Annotated in this window: 13 protein-coding genes and 2 rRNA genes; 3 read left to right on the forward strand and 12 right to left on the reverse strand. The window is 68.7% G+C overall.

Translation table 11 applies throughout. The features are described from left to right. Positions 1-57 precede the first annotated feature (57 nt). From ACQEU6_RS10850 to argC, 11 genes are all read right to left on the reverse strand, one after another. Positions 58-3,169, reverse strand: a 23S ribosomal RNA gene (locus ACQEU6_RS10850). 432 nt (positions 3,170-3,601) lie between these two features. Further along, positions 3,602-5,117, reverse strand: a 16S ribosomal RNA gene (locus tag ACQEU6_RS10855). The 16S and 23S rRNA genes sit together here, the layout of an rRNA operon. A 624-nt stretch (positions 5,118-5,741) precedes the next feature. Then, the gene (tyrS, locus tag ACQEU6_RS10860; protein ID WP_499331150.1) at positions 5,742-7,019 is read right to left on the reverse strand and encodes a tyrosine--tRNA ligase; all 1,278 of its coding nucleotides are present in this window, start codon (positions 7,017-7,019) and stop codon (positions 5,742-5,744) included. A 129-nt stretch (positions 7,020-7,148) separates the two neighbouring features. Beyond that, positions 7,149-7,784, reverse strand: a complete 636-nt coding sequence (locus ACQEU6_RS10865) for a DNA-3-methyladenine glycosylase (protein ID WP_499331152.1) — start codon at positions 7,782-7,784, stop codon at positions 7,149-7,151. Between the two features lie 87 nt (positions 7,785-7,871). Then, positions 7,872-9,290, reverse strand: a complete 1,419-nt coding sequence (gene argH, locus ACQEU6_RS10870; protein ID WP_499331154.1) for an argininosuccinate lyase — start codon at positions 9,288-9,290, stop codon at positions 7,872-7,874. 150 nt (positions 9,291-9,440) lie between these two features. Next, positions 9,441-9,980 carry an arginine repressor gene (locus ACQEU6_RS10875; protein WP_499340131.1) on the reverse strand — a complete coding sequence of 180 codons (540 nt, stop codon included), beginning with the start codon at positions 9,978-9,980 and terminating at the stop codon, positions 9,441-9,443. Positions 9,981-9,988: 8 nt separating this feature from the next. Next, entirely contained in the window at positions 9,989-10,906 is a 918-nt protein-coding gene (gene argF, locus ACQEU6_RS10880) for an ornithine carbamoyltransferase (RefSeq protein ID WP_499331155.1), read from the reverse strand. Between the two features lie 2 nt (positions 10,907-10,908). After that, on the reverse strand, positions 10,909-12,102 hold the full coding sequence (locus tag ACQEU6_RS10885) for an acetylornithine transaminase (protein WP_499331157.1): 1,194 nt from the start codon (positions 12,100-12,102) through the stop codon (positions 10,909-10,911). After that, a complete protein-coding gene (gene argB, locus ACQEU6_RS10890) occupies positions 12,099-13,010 on the reverse strand; it encodes an acetylglutamate kinase (RefSeq protein WP_499340133.1) in 912 nt (303 codons plus the stop codon). The genes ACQEU6_RS10885 and argB overlap by 4 nt, the downstream gene beginning before the upstream one ends. Positions 13,011-13,033: 23 nt before the next feature. Continuing rightward, complete coding sequence (argJ, locus tag ACQEU6_RS10895; protein WP_499331160.1) at positions 13,034-14,191, reverse strand: bifunctional glutamate N-acetyltransferase/amino-acid acetyltransferase ArgJ; 1,158 nt, start codon at positions 14,189-14,191, stop codon at positions 13,034-13,036. Further along, positions 14,188-15,216, reverse strand: a complete 1,029-nt coding sequence (gene argC, locus ACQEU6_RS10900) for an N-acetyl-gamma-glutamyl-phosphate reductase (protein WP_499340135.1) — start codon at positions 15,214-15,216, stop codon at positions 14,188-14,190. Before argC ends, argJ begins: the two co-directional genes overlap by 4 nt. Positions 15,217-15,381: 165 nt before the next feature. On the opposite strand from argC, the gene ACQEU6_RS10905 reads away from it, so the two are divergent. The 3 genes from ACQEU6_RS10905 to ACQEU6_RS10915 are packed head-to-tail and all read left to right on the forward strand — an operon-like array spanning position 15,382 to position 17,692. After that, positions 15,382-15,879 (forward strand): MarR family winged helix-turn-helix transcriptional regulator, encoded by a 498-nt coding sequence (locus ACQEU6_RS10905; protein WP_499331161.1) that lies wholly within the window; start codon positions 15,382-15,384, stop codon positions 15,877-15,879. Further along, positions 15,876-16,844, forward strand: a complete 969-nt coding sequence (locus ACQEU6_RS10910) for an ABC transporter ATP-binding protein (RefSeq protein WP_499331163.1) — start codon at positions 15,876-15,878, stop codon at positions 16,842-16,844. The genes ACQEU6_RS10905 and ACQEU6_RS10910 overlap by 4 nt, the downstream gene beginning before the upstream one ends. Continuing rightward, positions 16,841-17,692, forward strand: a complete 852-nt coding sequence (locus ACQEU6_RS10915; RefSeq protein WP_499331164.1) for an ABC transporter permease — start codon at positions 16,841-16,843, stop codon at positions 17,690-17,692. Before ACQEU6_RS10910 ends, ACQEU6_RS10915 begins: the two co-directional genes overlap by 4 nt. A 52-nt stretch (positions 17,693-17,744) precedes the next feature. Here ACQEU6_RS10915 and ACQEU6_RS10920 read toward each other — a convergent pair whose 3' ends face one another. Then, positions 17,745-19,361, reverse strand: a complete 1,617-nt coding sequence (locus tag ACQEU6_RS10920) for an ABC-F family ATP-binding cassette domain-containing protein (RefSeq protein ID WP_499331165.1) — start codon at positions 19,359-19,361, stop codon at positions 17,745-17,747. Between the last annotated feature and the right edge of the window lie 24 nt (positions 19,362-19,385).

Below are 19,385 nucleotides of genomic sequence, written 5' to 3' on the forward strand. Positions count from 1 at the left end.
GGGAACCACACAGGGACGCGAACAAACTCACACAGCGACTCACTCTGAACGTTCAGTGTGTTCAAGCCACTCGGCCTATTAGTACCGGTCGACTCCACACGTTACCGCGCTTCCATCTCCGGCCTATCAACCCGGTCGTCTACCGGGGGCCTTACACCCACAAAGGGGTGGGAGAACTCATCTCGAGGAAGGCTTCCCGCTTAGATGCTTTCAGCGGTTATCCCGACCGAACGTAGCCAACCAGCCGTGCCCCTGGCGGGACAACTGGCACACCAGAGGTTCGTCCGTCCCGGTCCTCTCGTACTAGGGACAGACCCTCACAATTCTCCTACGCGCACAGCGGATAGGGACCGAACTGTCTCGCGACGTTCTAAACCCAGCTCGCGTGCCGCTTTAATGGGCGAACAGCCCAACCCTTGGGACCTACTCCAGCCCCAGGATGCGACGAGCCGACATCGAGGTGCCAAACCATCCCGTCGATATGGACTCTTGGGGAAGATCAGCCTGTTATCCCCGGGGTACCTTTTAGCCGTTGAGCGACACCACTTCCACACGTAGGTGCCGGATCACTAGGCCCTGCTTTCGCACCTGCTCGACACGTCCGTCTCACAGTCAAGCTCCCTTGTGCCCTTGCACTCGCCACCTGATTGCCAACCAGGCTGAGGGAACCTTTGGGCGCCTCCGTTACATTTTGGGAGGCAACCGCCCCAGTTAAACTACCCACCAGGCACTGTCCCCCACCCGGATACACGGGTGCGGGTTAGACGCTCAAAACGACCAGAGTGGTATTTCACCAATGACTCCACCCAAACTGGCGTCTGAGCTTCAGAGTCTCCCACCTATCCTACACAAGACGCTCCAAGCGCCAATGCCAAGCTATAGTGAAGGTCCCGGGGTCTTTCCGTCCTGCTGCGCGAAACGAGCATCTTTACTCGTACTGCAATTTCGCCGGGCCTGTGGTTGAGACAGCGGGGAAGTCGTTACGCCATTCGTGCAGGTCGGAACTTACCCGACAAGGAATTTCGCTACCTTAGGATGGTTATAGTTACCACCGCCGTTTACCGGCGCTTAGATTCTCAGCTTCGAAGGAACAAGTCCCCCTAACCGGTCCTCTTAACGTTCCGGCACCGGGCAGGCGTCAGTCCGTATACAGCGTCTTACGACTTCGCACGGACCTGTGTTTTTAGTAAACAGTCGCTTCCCCCTGGCCTCTGCGACCCCACCCAGCTCAGACAGAAAATGCCATCACCAGGCAAGGTCCCCCTTCTCCCAAAGTTACGGGGGCAATTTGCCGAGTTCCTTAACCACAGTTCACCCGATCGCCTTGGTATTCTCTACCTGACCACCTGAGTCGGTTTGGGGTACGGGCCGCCGGTACACTCGCTAGAGGCTTTTCTCGGCAGCATGGGATCACTCACTTCACCTAAAACGGCTCGGCATCAGCTCTCAGGATACGCGAGAGACGGATTTACCTGTCTCTCTCCCTACAGCCTTACCCCGGGACAACCATCGCCCGGGCTGAGCTACCCTCCTGCGTCACCCCATCACTCACCTACTACCCCCTCGGGTCCCACGCTCCCCATCCACCAGGCCCGAAGGCCCAAAGAACAGTTCGGGTGGTTAGCATCAGAAGGTTCAGCGTTGGCGCATACCAGCGGGTACGGGAATATCAACCCGTTGTCCATCGACTACGCCTGTCGGCCTCGCCTTAGGTCCCGACTTACCCTGGGCGGATTAGCCTGCCCCAGGAACCCTTGGTCATCCGGCGCACACGTTTCTCACGTGTGATTCGCTACTCATGCCTGCATTCTCACTCCCGCACCCTCCACCCCTGGGTCACCCCGAGGCTTCACCGGATACAGGACGCTCCCCTACCCATCAACACTTACGTGTCAATGCCACGGCTTCGGCGGTGTGCTTGAGCCCCGCTACATTGTCGGCGCGGAATCACTTGACCAGTGAGCTATTACGCACTCTTTCAAGGGTGGCTGCTTCTAAGCCAACCTCCTGGTTGTCACAGCAACTCCACATCCTTTCCCACTTAGCACACGCTTAGGGGCCTTAGCCGATGATCTGGGCTGTTTCCCTCTCGACTACGAAGCTTATCCCCCGCAGTCTCACTGCCACGCTCTCACTTACCGGCATTCGGAGTTTGGCTGACGTCAGTAACCTGGTAGGGCCCATCAGCCATCCAGTAGCTCTACCTCCGGCAAGAAACACGCGACGCTGCACCTAAATGCATTTCGGGGAGAACCAGCTATCACGGAGTTTGATTGGCCTTTCACCCCTAACCACAGGTCATCCCCCAGGTTTTCAACCCTGGTGGGTTCGGGCCTCCACACCGTCTTACCGGCGCTTCACCCTGCCCATGGCTAGATCACTCCGCTTCGGGTCTACAGCATGCGACTAAAAACGCCCTATTCAGACTCGCTTTCGCTACGGCTACCCGCCACCGGTTAACCTCGCCACACACCATAACTCGCAGGCTCATTCTTCAAAAGGCACGCCATCACCAACAACAACCCCGAAGAGTCGCCGAGGAGGCTCTGACGGCTTGTAGGCACACGGTTTCAGGTACTATTTCACGACCCCTCACCGGGGCACTTTTCACCTTTCCCTCACGGTACTGGTCCGCTATCGGTCATCAGGAAGTATTCAGCCTTACCACGTGGTCGTGGCAGATTCACACGGGATTTCACGGGCCCCGTGCTACTCGGGAACACACCCAGAAGCCACTCAAATTTCGTCTACCGGACTCTCACCGTCTACGGTCGGCCATCCCAAGCCATTCGACTATCCGAGCAGTTTATAACTCCTCGGCCCAGCGGCAGCTGGACCAGGGTGGTCCCACAACCCCGCACACGCAACGCCTGCCGGCTATCACACGCGCACGGTTTAGGCTCCTCCGCTTTCGCTCACCACTACTCACGGAATCACTATTGTTTTCTCTTCCTGCGGGTACTGAGATGTTTCACTTCCCCGCGTTCCCACCAACCTGCCTATACATTCAGCAGGCGGCGACACCCCATGACGAGTGCCAGGTTTCCCCATTCGGAAATCCCCGGATCAAAGTCTGGTTGCCGACTCCCCGAGGCATATCGCAGGCTCCCACGTCCTTCATCGGCTCCTGATGCCAAGGCATCCACCGTATGCCCTTAAAAACTTGAACACACAAAACGATCAGAACAAATCGCAGATAAACAACAAACCCACAAAAGACTCGAAAGTCCCTCGCGAATCCGTCATCTACCAGAGATGCTCGCGTCCACTGTGCAGTTCTCAAAAAACAACCGGGCCCACCAAAACCACACCCCAACCAAGAGGTGCGGTTCTGGTCCCGTAATCCGAGGTCACCCGGGCTCGCGCCCGTTCCCTCAGGACTCAACAGCGTGTCCAACCCACCACCCGCCCGAAACCGCCGTTCCCACTCCCCGGAACCCCGAAAGGCCCTGAGGCGGTACTTGCCGGCTCACACGCGTAGTGAGCTGAGTAGCCAGTGCTCCACATCTATGAGCAGCCACCTGACAGACATTCGCTGTCAACAGCAGCCACCGACCGGAATCCCTCTCACGAGGCGACCCGGCCAGTTGATGCTCCTTAGAAAGGAGGTGATCCAGCCGCACCTTCCGGTACGGCTACCTTGTTACGACTTCGTCCCAATCGCCGGCCCCACCTTCGACCGCTCCCCCCACAAGGGTTGGGCCACGGGCTTCGGGTGTTGCCGACTTTCGTGACGTGACGGGCGGTGTGTACAAGGCCCGGGAACGTATTCACCGCAGCGTTGCTGATCTGCGATTACTAGCGACTCCGACTTCACGAAGTCGAGTTGCAGACTTCGATCCGAACTGAGACCGGCTTTAAGGGATTCGCTCCACCTCACGGTATCGCAGCCCTCTGTACCGGCCATTGTAGCATGTTTGCAGCCCAAGACATAAGGGGCATGATGACTTGACGTCATCCCCACCTTCCTCCGAGTTGACCCCGGCGGTCTCCCATGAGTCCCCACCCGAAGTGCTGGCAACATGGAACGAGGGTTGCGCTCGTTGCGGGACTTAACCCAACATCTCACGACACGAGCTGACGACAGCCATGCACCACCTGTCACCGGCCCAAAAGGACCCACCATCTCTGATGGTTTTCCGGCGATGTCAAGCCTTGGTAAGGTTCTTCGCGTTGCGTCGAATTAAGCAACATGCTCCGCCGCTTGTGCGGGCCCCCGTCAATTCCTTTGAGTTTTAGCCTTGCGGCCGTACTCCCCAGGCGGGGCGCTTAATGCGTTAGCTGCGGCGCGGAATCCGTGGAAGGACCCCACACCTAGCGCCCAACGTTTACGGCGTGGACTACCAGGGTATCTAATCCTGTTCGCTCCCCACGCTTTCGCTCCTCAGCGTCAGTACAGGCCCAGAGAACCGCCTTCGCCACCGGTGTTCCTCCCGATATCTGCGCATTTCACCGCTACACCGGGAATTCCATTCTCCCCTACCTGCCTCTAGTCTGCCCGTATCCACCGCAGACCCACGGTTAAGCCGTGGGCTTTCACGACAGACGCGACAAACCGCCTACGAGCTCTTTACGCCCAATAATTCCGGACAACGCTTGCGCCCTACGTATTACCGCGGCTGCTGGCACGTAGTTAGCCGGCGCTTCTTCTGCAGGTACCGTCACGTTAGCTTCGTCCCTGCTGAAAGAGGTTTACAACCCGAAGGCCGTCATCCCTCACGCGGCGTCGCTGCGTCAGGCTTCCGCCCATTGCGCAATATTCCCCACTGCTGCCTCCCGTAGGAGTCTGGGCCGTGTCTCAGTCCCAGTGTGACCGGTCGCCCTCTCAGGCCGGTTACCCGTCGTCGCCTTGGTAGGCCATCACCCCACCAACAAGCTGATAGGCCGCGAGCCCATCCCCAACCGAAAAACTTTCCACCAACACCCCATGCGGAGGCTGGTCACATCCGGTATTAGACCCAGTTTCCCGGGCTTATCCCAGAGTCAGGGGCAGGTTGCTCACGTGTTACTCACCCGTTCGCCGCTCGAGTACCCCCGAAGGGGCCTTTCCGCTCGACTTGCATGTGTTAAGCACGCCGCCAGCGTTCGTCCTGAGCCAGGATCAAACTCTCCATCAAGGTCACACGACCAGCCAGGGGGCGAACCCCGACCAGCCAAACCTCAGGAAACAATCCCAGCATCACCATCCCTCAAACGAGGGACAGCATTGCCTCAAAGAAATCCCCACCACCCCCGAATAAACGAGAGCGGCACGGGGCGACCCGGCCATGAAACTGACCGAGCCGATAAAGGCACTGGCTTTTAACACGCTGTTGAGTTCTCAAGAAACGGACACCCACCGCGCCGGACCCCGCTTCCGCGGCCCCCGGCTCCGGGGCAACCCCTCTAGCTTACCCGATCCGTCCTGGTTTATTCAACTTCGGGCGGTTCGGCCTCGTTAGTCCCTTTTGGACACGACAAAGAGCATCCAGCTGGGTCTGCAGAGGTTTCCCCTCGGGGCCGGCCGCCTGTCGGCGTCCCGCTCCCCTGTGGGGCGTGTAGAACATTAGGTCCAGCCGCCAGGACCGTCAAATCGGCTCTGGTGAGGCATGGATCCGCAGGTCATCTACTGTTTTCAGTCTTAAGACCATGCCCGTTCAGGAGCCGTCGTAACCGCACTGTGACGTGTATCTACCGAAGTTTGCCCTCCACATGACGACCGCCCGCCCGGAGATGGTCCGGGCGGGCGGTCGGGAGGCGCTTCAGGAGGTGGCCACCTCGACGCCGCCCACGTTGCGCTTGCCGCGCCGCAGGACGAGGAACCGGCCGTGGAGCAGGTCGGCGGCCGCCGGCACGGCATCCTCCGACTCGACCTTGGCGTTGTTGAGGTAGGCGCCGCCCTGGGCGATGGCGCGGCGAGCCTCCGACTTGCTCTTGCACAGGCCGGACGCCGTCAGAAGGTCCACCACCGACGGCAGCTCCCCCGCGGGCACCTCCGCGCGGGGCACCTCGGAGAGGGCGGCGTGCAGCGTCCTCTCGTCCAGTTCCTCCAAGGATCCCTGTCCGAACAGAGCGCGGGAGGCCGCGATGACCCGGGCGGTCTCGTCAGCGCCGTGCACCAGCGTGGTCATCTCCTCGGCCAGCGCCCGCTGCGGGGCCCGCGCGGCCGGACGGTCGGCGCCCTGCTTGGCCAGGTCCTCGATCTCCTCGCGGGGACGGAAGCTGAAGAACTTCAGGAACTTCTCCACGTCCCGGTCGTCGGCATTGATCCAGAACTGGTAGAACGCGTACGGCGACGTCAGCTCGGGGTCGAGCCAGTAGGTCTCGCCGCCCGCGGTCTTGCCGAACTTGGATCCGTCCGCCTTGGTGAGCAGCGGCGTGGTCAGCGCGTGCGCGCTTCCCCCCTCCACCCGGCGGATCAGGTCGACGCCCGCGGTGAGGTTGCCCCACTGGTCGCTTCCGCCGGTCTGGAGCAGGCAGCCGTGGCGCCGGTACAGCTCGAGGAAGTCCATGGACTGGAGCAGGACGTAGCTGAACTCGGTGTAGCTCATCCCGGTCGAGTCGAGCCGGGCCCTGACGGTCTCGCGGGCGAGCATCCGGTTGACCGGGAAGTGCTTGCCGATGTCGCGGAGGAACTCGATGGCCGACATCGGGCCGGTCCAGTCGAGGTTGCTGACCATCGTCGCGGCGGTCGGGCCCTCGCCGAAGTCGAGGAACGCCGACACCTGGCCGCGCACCCGCTCGACCCAGCCGGCGACCGTCTCCTCGGAGTTCAGCACGCGCTCGGCGCTCTTGCCGCTCGGGTCGCCGATCAGCCCCGTGGCGCCGCCGACCAGGCCGATCGGCCGGTGCCCGGCCTTCTGGAAGCGGCGCAGCGTGAGGATCTGGATGAGGTTGCCGAGATGCAGCGAAGGCGCCGTCGGGTCGAAACCGCAATAGAGGGTGACCGGTCCCGCGGCGAGCAAAGCCCGCAGTTCGTCCAGGTCGGTGGACTGCGCGATCAGGCCGCGCCACGCGAGATCGTCAAGGATGTCGGTCACGGTCTCCCTCGTCTCCGGCTTGCTTTCCGTGTACCCACCAGGCTGCACCGGCGGGCGGGTGTCACGCCAACGATATTCAACGTCCGCCCCGGCGGGGCGGACACCGGCCGACCTCGCGGCCGCGGCGGATCAGCCATCGGCAGTGATCTTCCTGCGCTGCCTCGGGACGTGCGGGCGGTAGGGGGAGACGGTCGGCTCGCCGTCGATCCAGAACCGCCACGGGACTTCCTTGGCGCCGTTGACACCGGTCCGGGGACCGTTGCGGATCAGCGCGGGGTCCGCGGGGTCGCCCCTGAGGACCGTCATGGCCCCGCCCGGCGCGCACACGTCCAGCCCGTTCTGCTCGCGAGCGACGCCGAGGGCCTGGCAGAGCCGGGCCGGGCCGCGCGCCAGGTCGCGGACGGTCGAACGGGGACGGCGCGCCCTGGCGGCGTCCTCCCCCGCGATGATCTCGCCGGCGCGGAGCAGCACCGCCATGGACGTCCCGGCCGGCCCGCACACCAGGTTCATGCAGAAGTGCATGCCGTAGGTGAAGTAGACGTAGACGTGCCCGGGCGGCCCGAACATGACCTCGTTGCGCCGGGTCCGGCCCCGGTAGGCGTGCGACGCCGGATCCAGCGGGCCCGCGTAGGCCTCCACCTCGGTGACCCGGGCCGCCACCTCCCCTTCGGGGGTGCGGTGGCTGATCACGTGCCCGAGCAGCGCGGGCGCGACCTCCTCCACCGGGCCGTCGAAGAACTCCCGGGGCAGCAGCGCTCCGTCCATCGCCTCACCGTGGTCTAGAGGGCAGGTTCGCCTGACGACCAGCCTAGGGGGCGGTCCGCACCGCGGCGGCCGCCCCCGTTCCGCAGGTCAGGAGTCCGAGCCGGCGGCCCAGGCGGCGTGTCCGTCGACGAGCGTGCGCAGCGCGTCCATCTGCTCGCGGACGCGGTCGGGCGCCGTCCCCCCGTAGGCCTTGCGGGACGCGAGGGCGCCCTGGACGTTCAGCACCTCGCGGACGTCCGGCGTCAGGTGCGGCGACACCTTGCCGAGCTCCTCGTCGGTGAGGTCGTCGAAGTCCTTGTCGTTGACCTGGCACCAGACGACGAGGTGCCCGACGACCTCGTGGGCGTCGCGGAACGCCACGCCGCGGCGGACGAGCAGCTCGGCGAGGTCGGTGGCGAGGGCGAAGCCGTCCGGGGCGAGGGCCTCCAGCCGCTCGGTGTTGACCCGCATGGTCGCGATGAGCCCGGACATGGCGGGCAGCACGAGCAGCAGCGTCTCGACGGCGTCGAACGCGCCCTCCTTGTCCTCCTGGAGGTCGCGGTTGTAGGTGAGCGGGAGGCCCTTGAGCGTGGTGAGCAGGCCGACCAGGTGCCCGATGAGGCGGCCGGCCTTGCCGCGCGCCAGCTCGGCGACGTCGGGGTTCTTCTTCTGCGGCATGATCGACGACCCGGTGGCGTAGGTGTCGTCCATCTCGATCCAGCGGAACTCCTGGGAGGCCCAGAGGCAGACCTCCTCGCCGAGCCGGGACAGGTGCACGCCGATCAGCGCGGCGGCGAAGAGGAACTCGGCGACGAAGTCGCGGTCGGCGACGGCGTCCATGGAGTTGGGCGCGGCGGCGTCGAAGCCGAGCTCGGCGGCGGTGGCCTGCGGGTCCAGCGGCAGGGAGGAGCCCGCGAGGGCGCCGGAGCCGAGCGGGGAGACGGCGGCGCGCCGGTCCCAGTCGCGGAGCCGGTCGATGTCGCGGGTGAGCGGCTGGACGTGCGCGAGGAGCTGGTGGGAGAACAGCACGGGCTGGGCGTGCTGCAGGTGCGTCATGCCGGGCGCGGCGACGCCGAGGTTGTGCTCGGCCTGCGCGATCAGCGCGGTCTCCAGCTCGACCAGCCGCGACACGATCTGGCGGACGTGGTCGCGCAGGTACAGGCGCAGGTCGGTGGCGACCTGGTCGTTGCGGCTGCGGCCGGCGCGCAGCTTGCCGCCGAGGGCGCCGAGGCGCTCCAGCAGGCCCCGCTCCAGGGCGGTGTGGACGTCCTCGTCGGCGACCGCGGGGCGGAACTCGCCGCTCCGGCACGCCTCCTCGAGATCGTCCAGGGCACCGGTCATGCGCTCCAGTTCGTCGTCTGTGAGCAGGCCCGCCCGGTTGAGGACGCGGGCGTGCGCGCGCGACCCCATCAGGTCGTAGGGGGCGAGCCGCCAGTCGAACTGGACGCTCACCGAGAGCCTCGCGAGCGCGTCCGACGGGCCGCCTTCGAACCGGCCGCCCCACAGCCGCGTCGGTGCCTTGGTCACGGAGAATCCTCTTCTTCCACCACTGGTCGTTCGGTCAACTGCCATCTCACCACGCCGCCCCGCGCCGGACGCGGCACGGACGCACCCGCGCGGGACGCCGCGGCGACGGCGTCCGCAACAGCGTACGGTGAATCCGCCGCGCCCCGCGGGTCAGGCGTGCCCGGGCTCTGGGCCGCCCGGCGGCCCCTGGCCTCGCCGCTCGCGCGTGCCGGTCAGCCGCAGCAGCGCCTGGGCGACGTCCTCTCCGCCGTCCGGGTCGCGGGCGATGACGAGGATCGAGTCGTCGCCCGCGACGGTACCGAGGATGGACGGCCATTCGGCGTGGTCGATCGCCGAGGCCAGATACTGGGCGGCGCCCGGCGGGGTGCGCACCATGACCAGGTTCGCCGACGCCTCGGCCGAGACGAGCAGCTCGGCGGCGAGCCGGGAGAGCCGCCCGGTGAAGGTCTCGGCGGCGCCGGTGCGGGCGCGGCGGATCCGCTCGCCGCCCTCGCCGGGGACGGCGTAGATCAGGCTGCCGTCGTCGGCGCGCAGCTTCACCGCGCCGATCTCGACCAGGTCGCGGGAGAGCGTGGCCTGGGTGACCTCGACGCCCTCGTCGCCGAGGAGCTTGGCGAGCTCGCCCTGCGAGTGGACGGGGTGCCGGGTCAGCAGGTCGATCACCCGGGCGTGCCGCGCGGCCTTGGTCATGGGGGTGGTCACCGGGCGTGCTCCAGGAGCCACACGAGCAGCGCCTTCTGGGCGTGCAGCCGGTTCTCGGCCTCGTTCCACACCCGGCTGCGCGGGCCGTCGAGGACGGAGGCGGCGATCTCCTTGCCGCGGTAGGCGGGCAGGCAGTGCAGGACGATCGCGCCGGGGTCGGCGAGGGCGAGCAGGTCCTCGGTCACCGAGTACGGCTCGTACAGGTCGGTGTGCTTGCCGTCCTGGCCCATCGACACCCACGTGTCGGTGGCGAGGACGTCGGCCCCGGCGGCGGCCTCGGCGGCGTCGGCGGTGACCGTCACGGACCCGCCGGTCGCGGCCGCGATCTTCTTGGCCCGCTCGACGATCGCGGGGCCCGGCGGCTGGGACGCGGGGGCGCCGACCCGGACGTGCATCCCGGCCGTCGCGCACCCGAGCAGATAGGAGTGCGCCATGTTGTTGGCGCCGTCGCCGAGGTAGGCGAGGGCGGCGCCGGCGAGGTCGCCCTTCTCCTCCCGGACGGTCTGCAGGTCGGCGAGGATCTGGCAGGGGTGGAACTCGTCGGTGAGCGCGTTGACGACCGGGACGGTGGTGCCGGCGGCCATCTCCTCGATGCGCTCCTGCCCGCTCGTCCGCCACACGATGGCGCTGACCTGGCGTTCGAGGACGCGGGCGGTGTCGGCGATGGTCTCGCCGCGGCCGAGCTGGCTCGTGCCCGCGTCCATCACCAGGGGAGCGCCGCCGAGCTCGGCGATGCCGACGGCGAACGACAGCCGGGTCCGGGTGGACGGCTTGTCGAACAGCACGGCCACCGAGCGGGGGCCCTCCAGGGGCCGGTGGCCGAAACGGTCCTTCTTCACCTGCGCGGCGAGGTCGAGGATCTCGGCCTGCTCGCCGGGGCTGAGATCGTCGTCCCGTAGAAAGTGCCTGGTCACGGTCAGTTCTCCTGCTCGGGGGAGGCGGCGTCGAGGATACCGGGGAACGCCTCGGTGAACGAGCCCGCCTGCTCAGCGGTGAGGATCAGCGGCGGGGCGATGCGCACCGCGTCCGGCTGGAGCGCGTTGACGAGGAAGCCGGCGTCGCGTGCGGCGGCCTCCACGGCGGCCGCGTGCGGCCCGGTCAGCACCGCGGCCCGCCACAGCCCGCGGCCCCGCACGCCCGCGAACAGCGGGTGGTCGACGGCGTCGAGCCCGGCGGCGAGGGCCTCGCCCACGGAGGCGGCGTTGGCGAGCAGGCCGTCCTTCTCGATGGTGGTGAGGACGGCGAGGGCGGCCGCCGCGGCGACCGGGTTCCCGCCGAACGTGCTGCCGTGGTCGCCCTTGGCGAACAGAGCGCCGTGCGGGCCGAAGGCGACGCACGCGCCGATCGGCAGTCCGCCGCCGAGGCCCTTGGCGAGGGTGAGGACGTCGGGCCTGGCGTTCTCGTGCTGGAACGCGAACCAGGCGCCGGTGCGGCCGATCGCCGACTGGATCTCGTCGGCGACGAACAGCGCGCCCGTCGCGTCGCAGATCTGGCGGACGGCGGCGAAGTACCCGTCCGGCGGCGGGACGACCCCGGCCTCGCCCTGCGTGGGCTCCAGGAACACCGCCGCGCAGTCCTCGTCCACCGCGGCGCTGAGCGCGCCCGCGTCCCCGTACGGGACGAACCGGACGTCGATCGCGAACGGCCCGAACGGCTCGCGGATCGCGGCCTTCCCGGTCAGGCTCAGGGCGCCGAGCGTCCGGCCGTGGAAGCCGTTCTCGGCCGCGACGAAGTACGGGCGCCCGTTCGCCTTCCCGTACTTGAGGGCGAGCTTGAGCGCGCACTCGTTCGCCTCGGCGCCGCTGTTGGCGAGGAACACCCTCCCGTCGCCGCCGAGCAGTTCCCGCAGCCGCTCGGCGAGCAGCACCTCCGGCTCGTTCAGGAACAGGTTGGACGTGTGCGCGATGGCCGCGGCCTGGGACGACACCGCCTCGACGAGCGCGGGGTGGGCGTGCCCGAGCGAGCTGACCGCGATCCCGGCGATGAGGTCGAGGTACTCGCGGCCGCCGGTGTCCCACACCCGGCAGCCCTCGCCGCGCGCGAGCGCCACGGGCGGAACGCCGTAGTTCGGCATGAACGCCGCCTCGAACCGCTCCCTCAGATCGCTCATTTCTCCTCCAGGCCGGAAGCGCCCGGAAGGCTGGGCAGCACCATCGTTCCGATCCCCTCGTCGGTGAAGATCTCCAGCAGCAGCGAGTGCAGGACCCGGCCGTCCAGGACGTGGGCCTGCGGGACGCCGCCGCGGACGGCCGCCAGGCAGGCCTCCATCTTGGGAACCATCCCCGCCGACAGGTCCGGCAGCAGGACGGCCAGCTCGTCGGCGGTGAGCCGGTCGATGACGTCGTCGCTGTCCGGCCAGTCCGCGTACAGGCCCTCGACGTCGGTGAGGACGACGAGCTTCTCCGCGTCCAGCGCGACGGCCAGCGCGGCGGCGGCGGTGTCGGCGTTGACGTTGTAGACCTCGCCGTCGTCGCCGCGCGCGACGCTGGAGATCACCGGGATGCGGCCGTCGTCCAGCAGGGCCCGCACCGCCCCGACCTGCACCTCGACGATCTCGCCGACCTGGCCGATGTCCACGGGCGCGCCGTCCACGACCGCGTGCTTGCGCTCGGCGGTGAGCAGGTTCGCGTCCTCGCCGGACATGCCGAGCGCGAACGGGCCGTGCCGGTTGATCAGGCCGACGACGTCGCGCTGGACCTGCCCGGTCAGCACCATCCGGACGACCTCCATGGCCTCGGGCGTGGTGACCCGCAGCCCGGCGGTGAACGTCGAGTCGATGCCGTTGCGGGCCAGCGCCGCGTTGATCTGCGGGCCGCCGCCGTGCACGACCACCGGCTTCAGCCCGGCGTAGCGCAGGAACACCACGTCCTCGGCGAAGGAGTGCCGCAGCCGCTCGTCGGTCATCGCGTGCCCGCCGTACTTGATCACGACGGTCCGGCCGTGGAAGCGCTCCAGCCACGGCAGCGCCTTGATCAGGGTCTCGGCCTTGTCCATGACGCCCAGCCGGTTCTTGCGCATCTGCGCGCCCGGGGTGACGGCGCTCATGTGGAGTACGCCGAGTTCTCGTGGACGTAGTCGGCCGTGAGGTCGGTCGTCCAGACGGTGGCGCTGTGCGGGCCGGCGGACAGGTCCACGGTGATCGTCACGTCGCGGGGGCGCAGGTCGACCTTGTCGCGGTCGTCGCCGAACGAGCCGTTCCGGCACACCCACACGCCGTTGATGGCGACGTTGAGGTGGTCGGGCTCGAACACCGCGTCGGTGGTGCCGACGGCCGACAGCACCCGGCCCCAGTTGGGGTCCTCGCCGTGGATGGCGCACTTGAGCAGGTTGTTGCGGGCGACGGAGCGGCCGACCGCGACCGCGTCGTCCTCGGACGCGGCGCCGACGACCTCGATCGCGATGGCCTTGGAGGCGCCCTCGGCGTCCACGAGCAGCTGCCGGGTGAGGTCGCCGCAGACCTCGGTGAGCAGCGCGGTGAACTCCTCCTCGTCCGGGACGATCCCGGCGGCGCCCGAGGCAAGCAGCAGCACGGTGTCGTTGGTGGACATGCACCCGTCGGCGTCGAGCCGGTCGAGGGTGACGCCGGTGGCCGCGCGCAGCGCCCGGTCGAGCGCCTCGGCGGGCAGATCGGCGTCGGTGGTGACGACGCACAGCATGGTGGCCAGGGACGGGGCGAGCATGCCCGCGCCCTTGGCCATCGCGCCGATCATGTACCCGCCGGCGCCCTGCCGGAAGGAGATCTTGGCGACGGTGTCGGTGGTGCGGATCGCGTCGGCGGCGGCGAGGCCGCCGTCGCCGCGCGACAGCTCCGCGGCGGCCCTGTCGACCCCGGTCAGCAGCAGGTCCATGGGCAGCCGCTCGCCGATCAGCCCGGTGGAGCAGACGGCGATCTCGCCCGCCGAGTCCTCCAGCACCTCGGCGGCCTTCTCCGCGGTGGCGTGGGTGTCCTGGAAGCCGGCGGCGCCGGTGCAGGCGTTGGCGCCGCCCGCGTTCAGCACGACGGCGCGGACGCGGGCGCCCCTGAGGACCTGCTCGGACCACAGGACGGGCGCGGCCCGCACGCGGTTGCGGGTGAAGACGCCGGCGGCCGCGCGGGACGGCCCGTCGTTGACGACGAGGGCCAGGTCGCGGTTGCCGCTGTCCTTCAGCCCGGCGACGACGCCGGCGGCGCGGAAACCCCGGGGGGCGGTGACGCTCAAGGGGACACTCCGATCGTGGTCAGCCCGAGTTCTTCCGGGAGGCCGAGGGCGAGGTTGGCGCTCTGCACCGCGCCGCCCGCGGTGCCCTTGGTGAGGTTGTCGACGGCGGCGACCACGACGACGCGGCCGGCCGCCTCGTCCAGCGCGACCTGGACGAGGACGGTGTTCGCGCCGAGGGTCATGGACGTGGCGGGCCACTGCCCCTCCGGCAGGAGCCCGAGGAACGGCTCGCCCGCGTACGCGTCCTCGTAGGCGGCGCGCAGCGAGGCGGCGGTGACGCCGGGACGCGCCTTCGCCGTGCAGGTGGCGAGGATGCCGCGGCTCATCGGCGCGAGCGTCGGGGTGAAGGAGACCGTGACCGGCTCCCCCGCCGCCGCACCGAGGTTCTGGATCATCTCGGGCGTATGCCTATGCGTGCCGCCGACGGCGTACGCGGACACCGAGCCCATCACCTCGCTGCCCAGCAGGTGCGGCTTGAGGGCCCGCCCGGCGCCGGAGGTCCCCGACGCCGCGACCACGACGACGTCGGGTTCGGCGAGGCCCGCGGCGAGCGCGGGGAACATCGCGAGCGAGACGGCCGTGGGGTAGCAGCCGGGGACGGCGACGCGGTTCGCGGAGCGCAGCGCGTCGCGGCGGCCGGGCAGCTCGGGCAGCCCGTAGGGCCAGGTGCCCGCGTGGGGGGTGCCGTAGAACCGCTCCCAGTCGCCCGGGTCGGCGAGCCGGTGGTCGGCGCCGCAGTCGATGACCAGGACGTCCTCGCCCAGCTGCTCGGCGAGCGGCCCGGACCGGCCGTGCGGCAGCGCCAGGAACACCGCGTCGTGGCCGGACAGCGTGCCGGGGGTCGTCTCCTCCAGGACGCGTCCGGCCAGGGATCGCAGGTGGGGCTGGTGCGCGCCGAGCTCGGTGCCCGCGTTGGAGCCCGCCGTCAGCGCGCCGATCTCGAACTCTGGATGTCCCGCCAGGATGCGCAGCAGCTCGCCGCCCGCGTAACCGCTGGCGCCGGCGACCGCCGTCCGGATTCCCATGTCCACTCTGCCCTTCCCTCACGTCAAGCAAGAGTATGCATGAGGCTGGATTCCTATTCAACGACGGGTTACGTCTTTCACACCGCTGAGACAAGCGCCACAGCCAGAAGTGCTTAGATGGCTAAAGATTTGCTCACTAAACATCGGTGCCCTAACATCGCCCCCATGGAGAACCTCGGTCTCGGCGACCTGAAGTCGCTCGGTCCCGTGGAGGAGTGGCCGATCGGCCGGCTCTTCGGGGCCGCGTCACGCCTGTCGGGCCCGATCGTGTGGCGCATCATCGAGCGGCACGGCATCAGCCCGGCGGGCTTCTTCCTGCTCCGCCTGCTGATCGCCGAGGACGGGCTGCGACCCGGCGAGGTCGCCAAACGCCTGCTGGTCACCCCCGCAACGATCACCTCGGTCGTCGACACGCTGGAACGCAACGGGCATGTGCGGCGCGAGCGCTCCTACCGGGACCGGCGCGGCGTGATGCTGCTCATCACCGACTCCGGGCGGCGGCTCCTGGCCGAGAAGTCCGGCCCCATCGGCCGCGACCTCGCCCGCCTCTACGACGTCGTCGGCGAGGAGGACGAGGAGGCCGTCCGCCGGTTCCTGCTCAAGCTGATCCACAAATTCGAGAACTACTCCCCCGACGGGGAAGCGAAGGGAGACGGCGCGTGACCCATCCCCCCGAGACCGCCGTTCGCACGGTCGACCTGAAGAAGACCTACCCCGCGTCCGGCCCGCGTCCCGCGGTGCCCGCCGTCCAGGGCATCGACCTCGAGGTCCCGCGCGGCGAGTTCTTCGGCCTGCTCGGCCCGAACGGCGCGGGCAAGTCGACCACCATCGGCATGCTCACCACGCTCGTCGTCCCGACCGGCGGCACCGCCAGCGTCTCCGGCCTGGACGTGGTCGGGGACGCCGTCGAGATCAAGCGCCGCATCGGCGTCGTCTCGCAGAACAACACCCTCGACAGCGACCTGACCGTCGCCGAGAACCTGGAGTTCCGCGGCCGGTACTTCGGGCTCGGCGCGCGGGACGCCCGCAAGCGCGCCGCCGAGCTGCTGGAGCTGTTCGGGCTGACCGAGCAGCGCGGCGGCAACCCGTTCGAGATCTCCGGCGGGCAGGCCAAGCGCGTGATGATCTGCCGCGCCCTGATGCACGGCCCCGAGGTGCTGTTCCTGGACGAGCCGACCGCCGGGCTCGACCCGCAGACCCGCACCAACCTCTGGGAGGTGCTGCGGGGCCTCCAGGCGGCCGGCCAGACGATCCTGCTCACCACCCACTACATGGAGGAGGCCGAGGCGCTCTGCGACCGGGTCGCGGTCGTCGACCACGGCAGGATCCTCGCCAGCGGCACGGTGGACCAGCTGAAGTCCAGCGCCGGCGCGGACACCGTCATCACCGTGACCTACGACTCCCCCGCCCCGGACGGGATCAAGGCCCTCGCCGACCGGGAGGGCATCAGCAAGGTCGAGGTGAACGACGGCCAGGTGCGCGTGTTCGCCGCCGAGCCCGAGGGGATCCTCGGCGAGCTCGTCACGATCGGCTCGGCCGCCGGCATCGGTGTCACCGACGCCACCCAGCTGCGCCCGAGCCTGGAGACCGTCTTCCTCACCCTCACCGGAAGGGACTATCGCGAATGAGCGCGACCACCGCTCCCGCCGTCCTGGCGCCGCCTCCCCCGGCGCGGGCCACCGTCCCCCGCACGTTCGCCGCGATGATGGCGCGCGAGGCGCGGGTCATGCGCAAGAACTTCCTGTCGACGTTCCTCCGGGTGCTGGTGCAGCCGGTCATGTTCGTGTTCGTGTTCGCCTACGTGCTGCCGAAGCTCGGCGGCGGCGCCATGGCGGGCGGACCGGGCGGGCCGACGTTCTCCACCATCCTGCTCCCCGGGCTCGTCGGGTCGTCGATCATCATGCAGTCGATGATGGCAGTGATCTTCCCGCTGATGATGGAGCTGACCTGGCAGAAGTCGATCACCGACCGGGCGCTGGCGCCGGTCCCGGTGCCGCTGCTGGCGGTCCAGAAGATCATCGCGGCGGCGACGCAGGGCATGATCGGCGGGCTGCTGGTGTTCCCCGCGGTGCTGTTCATCCACGCCGACGGCCAGTCGCCCGAGGTGCACGTGGACGACTGGCCGGTGCTGATCGTGGTGATGGTGGTCGGGGCGCTGATGTCGGCGTCCGGCGGGCTGCTGCTCGGGACGCTGATGAACCCGCAGAAGGTCCAGATCCTGTTCGCGATGGTGCTGCTGCCGATGACCATGCTCGGCTGCGTCTACTACCCCTGGTCGGCGCTGGACAACATCCGCTGGCTGCAGATCGCCAGCCTGTTCAACCCGCTGGTCTACGTCAGCGAGGGGCTGCGCAGCGCGCTCACGCCGGAGATCCCGCACATGCCGGTGTGGGCGTTCCTGCTCGCCATCGTCGGCGGGACCGTCCTGCTGACGTGGGCGGCGACGCGCACCTTCACCAAGCGCGTGCTGACCTGACCGGACCGCGGCGGCCCCCGCGCGGAGCGGTCCGCGCGGGGGCCGGCGCGCGCTACATCGGTTCGACCTCGGTGAGGCCGCACGACCGGTCCATGCGCAGCCAGCGGGTGATGCCGAGGGTGCGCAGGAACGGCACGTCGTGGCTGACCACGACCAGCGCGCCCTCGTAGGCCGCGAGCGCCTGCCCGAGCTGCGCGGCACTGGCCATGTCGAGGTTGTTCGTCGGTTCGTCCAGCAGGAGCAGCTGCGGAGCCGGCTCGGCGAGCAGCAGCGACGCCAGCACGGCGCGGAACCGCTCGCCGCCCGACAGGGTCCCCGCCGGCTGGTCGGCACGCGCGCCGCGGAACAAGAACCGCGCCAGCCCCGCCCGGACCCGCGCCGGCGGCGCCGACGGCGCCTGTACGCGGACGTTCTCGGCGACGCTGAGCTCCCCGTCCAGGACGTCGAGCCGCTGCGGCAGGTACCGGACGCCGTCCACCCCGAGCTTCACGACCGTGCCCTCGGGGACGCGGTCGCCCACGACCGCCCGCAGGAACGTGGTCTTGCCGGAGCCGTTGGGCCCGACGAGCGCGATCCGCTCCGGCCCCCGGACGATCAGCTCGCCCAGCGTGCCGGGCTCCGGCTCGGGGGCGGCGAGACCCGTGACGGTCAGCACCGTCCGCCCCGCCGGGACGCGGGTCGCGGGCAGCTCGACGCGGATCTCGGCGTCCTCGCGGACGGCCCCCTCCGCCTCGGTGAGCCGCGTGCGGGCGTCGGCGAGCCGCTCCTCGTGCATGATGCGGTGCTTGCCGGCCGACACCTGGGCCTGCCGCTTGCGCTCGCCCATCACGATCTTCGGTTCGCGCTTGTTCTCCTGCATCTTGTTGCCGTACCGCTTGCGCCGGGCCAGCTTGACGTGGGCCTCCTCCAGTTCGCGCTTCTGGCGGCGCAGATCGGTCTCGGCGGCCCGCACCGTCCGCTCCGCGGCCTCCCGCTCGACGGCGAGCAGGTCCTCGTAGGCCGACAGGTTGCCGCCGAAGGACCGGACGCCGCCCTCGCGCAGGTCGGCGATCTCGTCGACGCCGTCGAGCAGCTCCCGGTCATGGCTGACGACGACGAGCACGCCCGTCCAGGACGCGACCGCCTCGTACAGGCGGTGGCGCGCGTCCAGGTCCAGGTTGTTGGTCGGCTCGTCGAGCAGCAGCACGTCGGGGCGGGCCAGGAACCGCGCCGCCAGACCGACCATCACGGCCTCGCCGCCCGACAGCGTCGGGACCGTGCGGTCCAGGTCGAGGTGGCCGAGGCCGAGCCGGTCGAGCTCCGCGCGGGCGCGCTCCTCGACGTCCCAGTCGTCGCCGACGGCGGCGAAGTCCTCCTCGGTGGCCTCGCCGCGCTCGATGGCGTGCAGGGCCGCGCGGGTCGCGGTGATGCCGAGCAGGTCCGAGACCGTCGCGGCGTCGTCGAGGACGAGGTTCTGCGGCAGGTAGCCGACCTCCCCGTCGACGCTGACGGTGCCCGAGCCCGGCCGCAGCTCACCGGCGATGATCTTCAGAAGGGTGGACTTGCCGGAGCCGTTGACGCCGATCAGGCCCGTCCGGCCGGCGCCGAACGCGACGTCCAGCCCGTCCAGCACGACGGTGCCGTCCTCCCACACGAACGACAGGTCCGAGCACACGATGGCGAATGACATAGGGGCGGCCTCCATGGTGAACGA

Origin of the sequence: Spirillospora sp. CA-108201 (genome assembly GCF_050936235.1) — a bacterium.
Taxonomy (GTDB): domain Bacteria; phylum Actinomycetota; class Actinomycetes; order Streptosporangiales; family Streptosporangiaceae; genus Spirillospora.

Excerpts from the sequence above, each read along its gene's own strand:
- ACQEU6_RS10865 (WP_499331152.1), bottom strand. The coding sequence starts at position 7,784 with ATGGACGGAGCGCTGCTGCCCCGGGAGTTCTTCGACGGCCCGGTGGAG.
- ACQEU6_RS10875 (WP_499340131.1), bottom strand. The coding sequence starts at position 9,980 with ATGACCAAGGCCGCGCGGCACGCCCGGGTGATCGACCTGCTGACCCGG.
- ACQEU6_RS10885 (WP_499331157.1), bottom strand. The coding sequence starts at position 12,102 with ATGAGCGATCTGAGGGAGCGGTTCGAGGCGGCGTTCATGCCGAACTAC.
- argB (WP_499340133.1), bottom strand. The coding sequence starts at position 13,010 with ATGCGCAAGAACCGGCTGGGCGTCATGGACAAGGCCGAGACCCTGATC.
- argC (WP_499340135.1), bottom strand. The coding sequence starts at position 15,216 with ATGGGAATCCGGACGGCGGTCGCCGGCGCCAGCGGTTACGCGGGCGGC.
- ACQEU6_RS10905 (WP_499331161.1), top strand. The coding sequence starts at position 15,382 with ATGGAGAACCTCGGTCTCGGCGACCTGAAGTCGCTCGGTCCCGTGGAG.
- ACQEU6_RS10915 (WP_499331164.1), top strand. The coding sequence starts at position 16,841 with ATGAGCGCGACCACCGCTCCCGCCGTCCTGGCGCCGCCTCCCCCGGCG.
- ACQEU6_RS10920 (WP_499331165.1), bottom strand. The coding sequence starts at position 19,361 with ATGTCATTCGCCATCGTGTGCTCGGACCTGTCGTTCGTGTGGGAGGAC.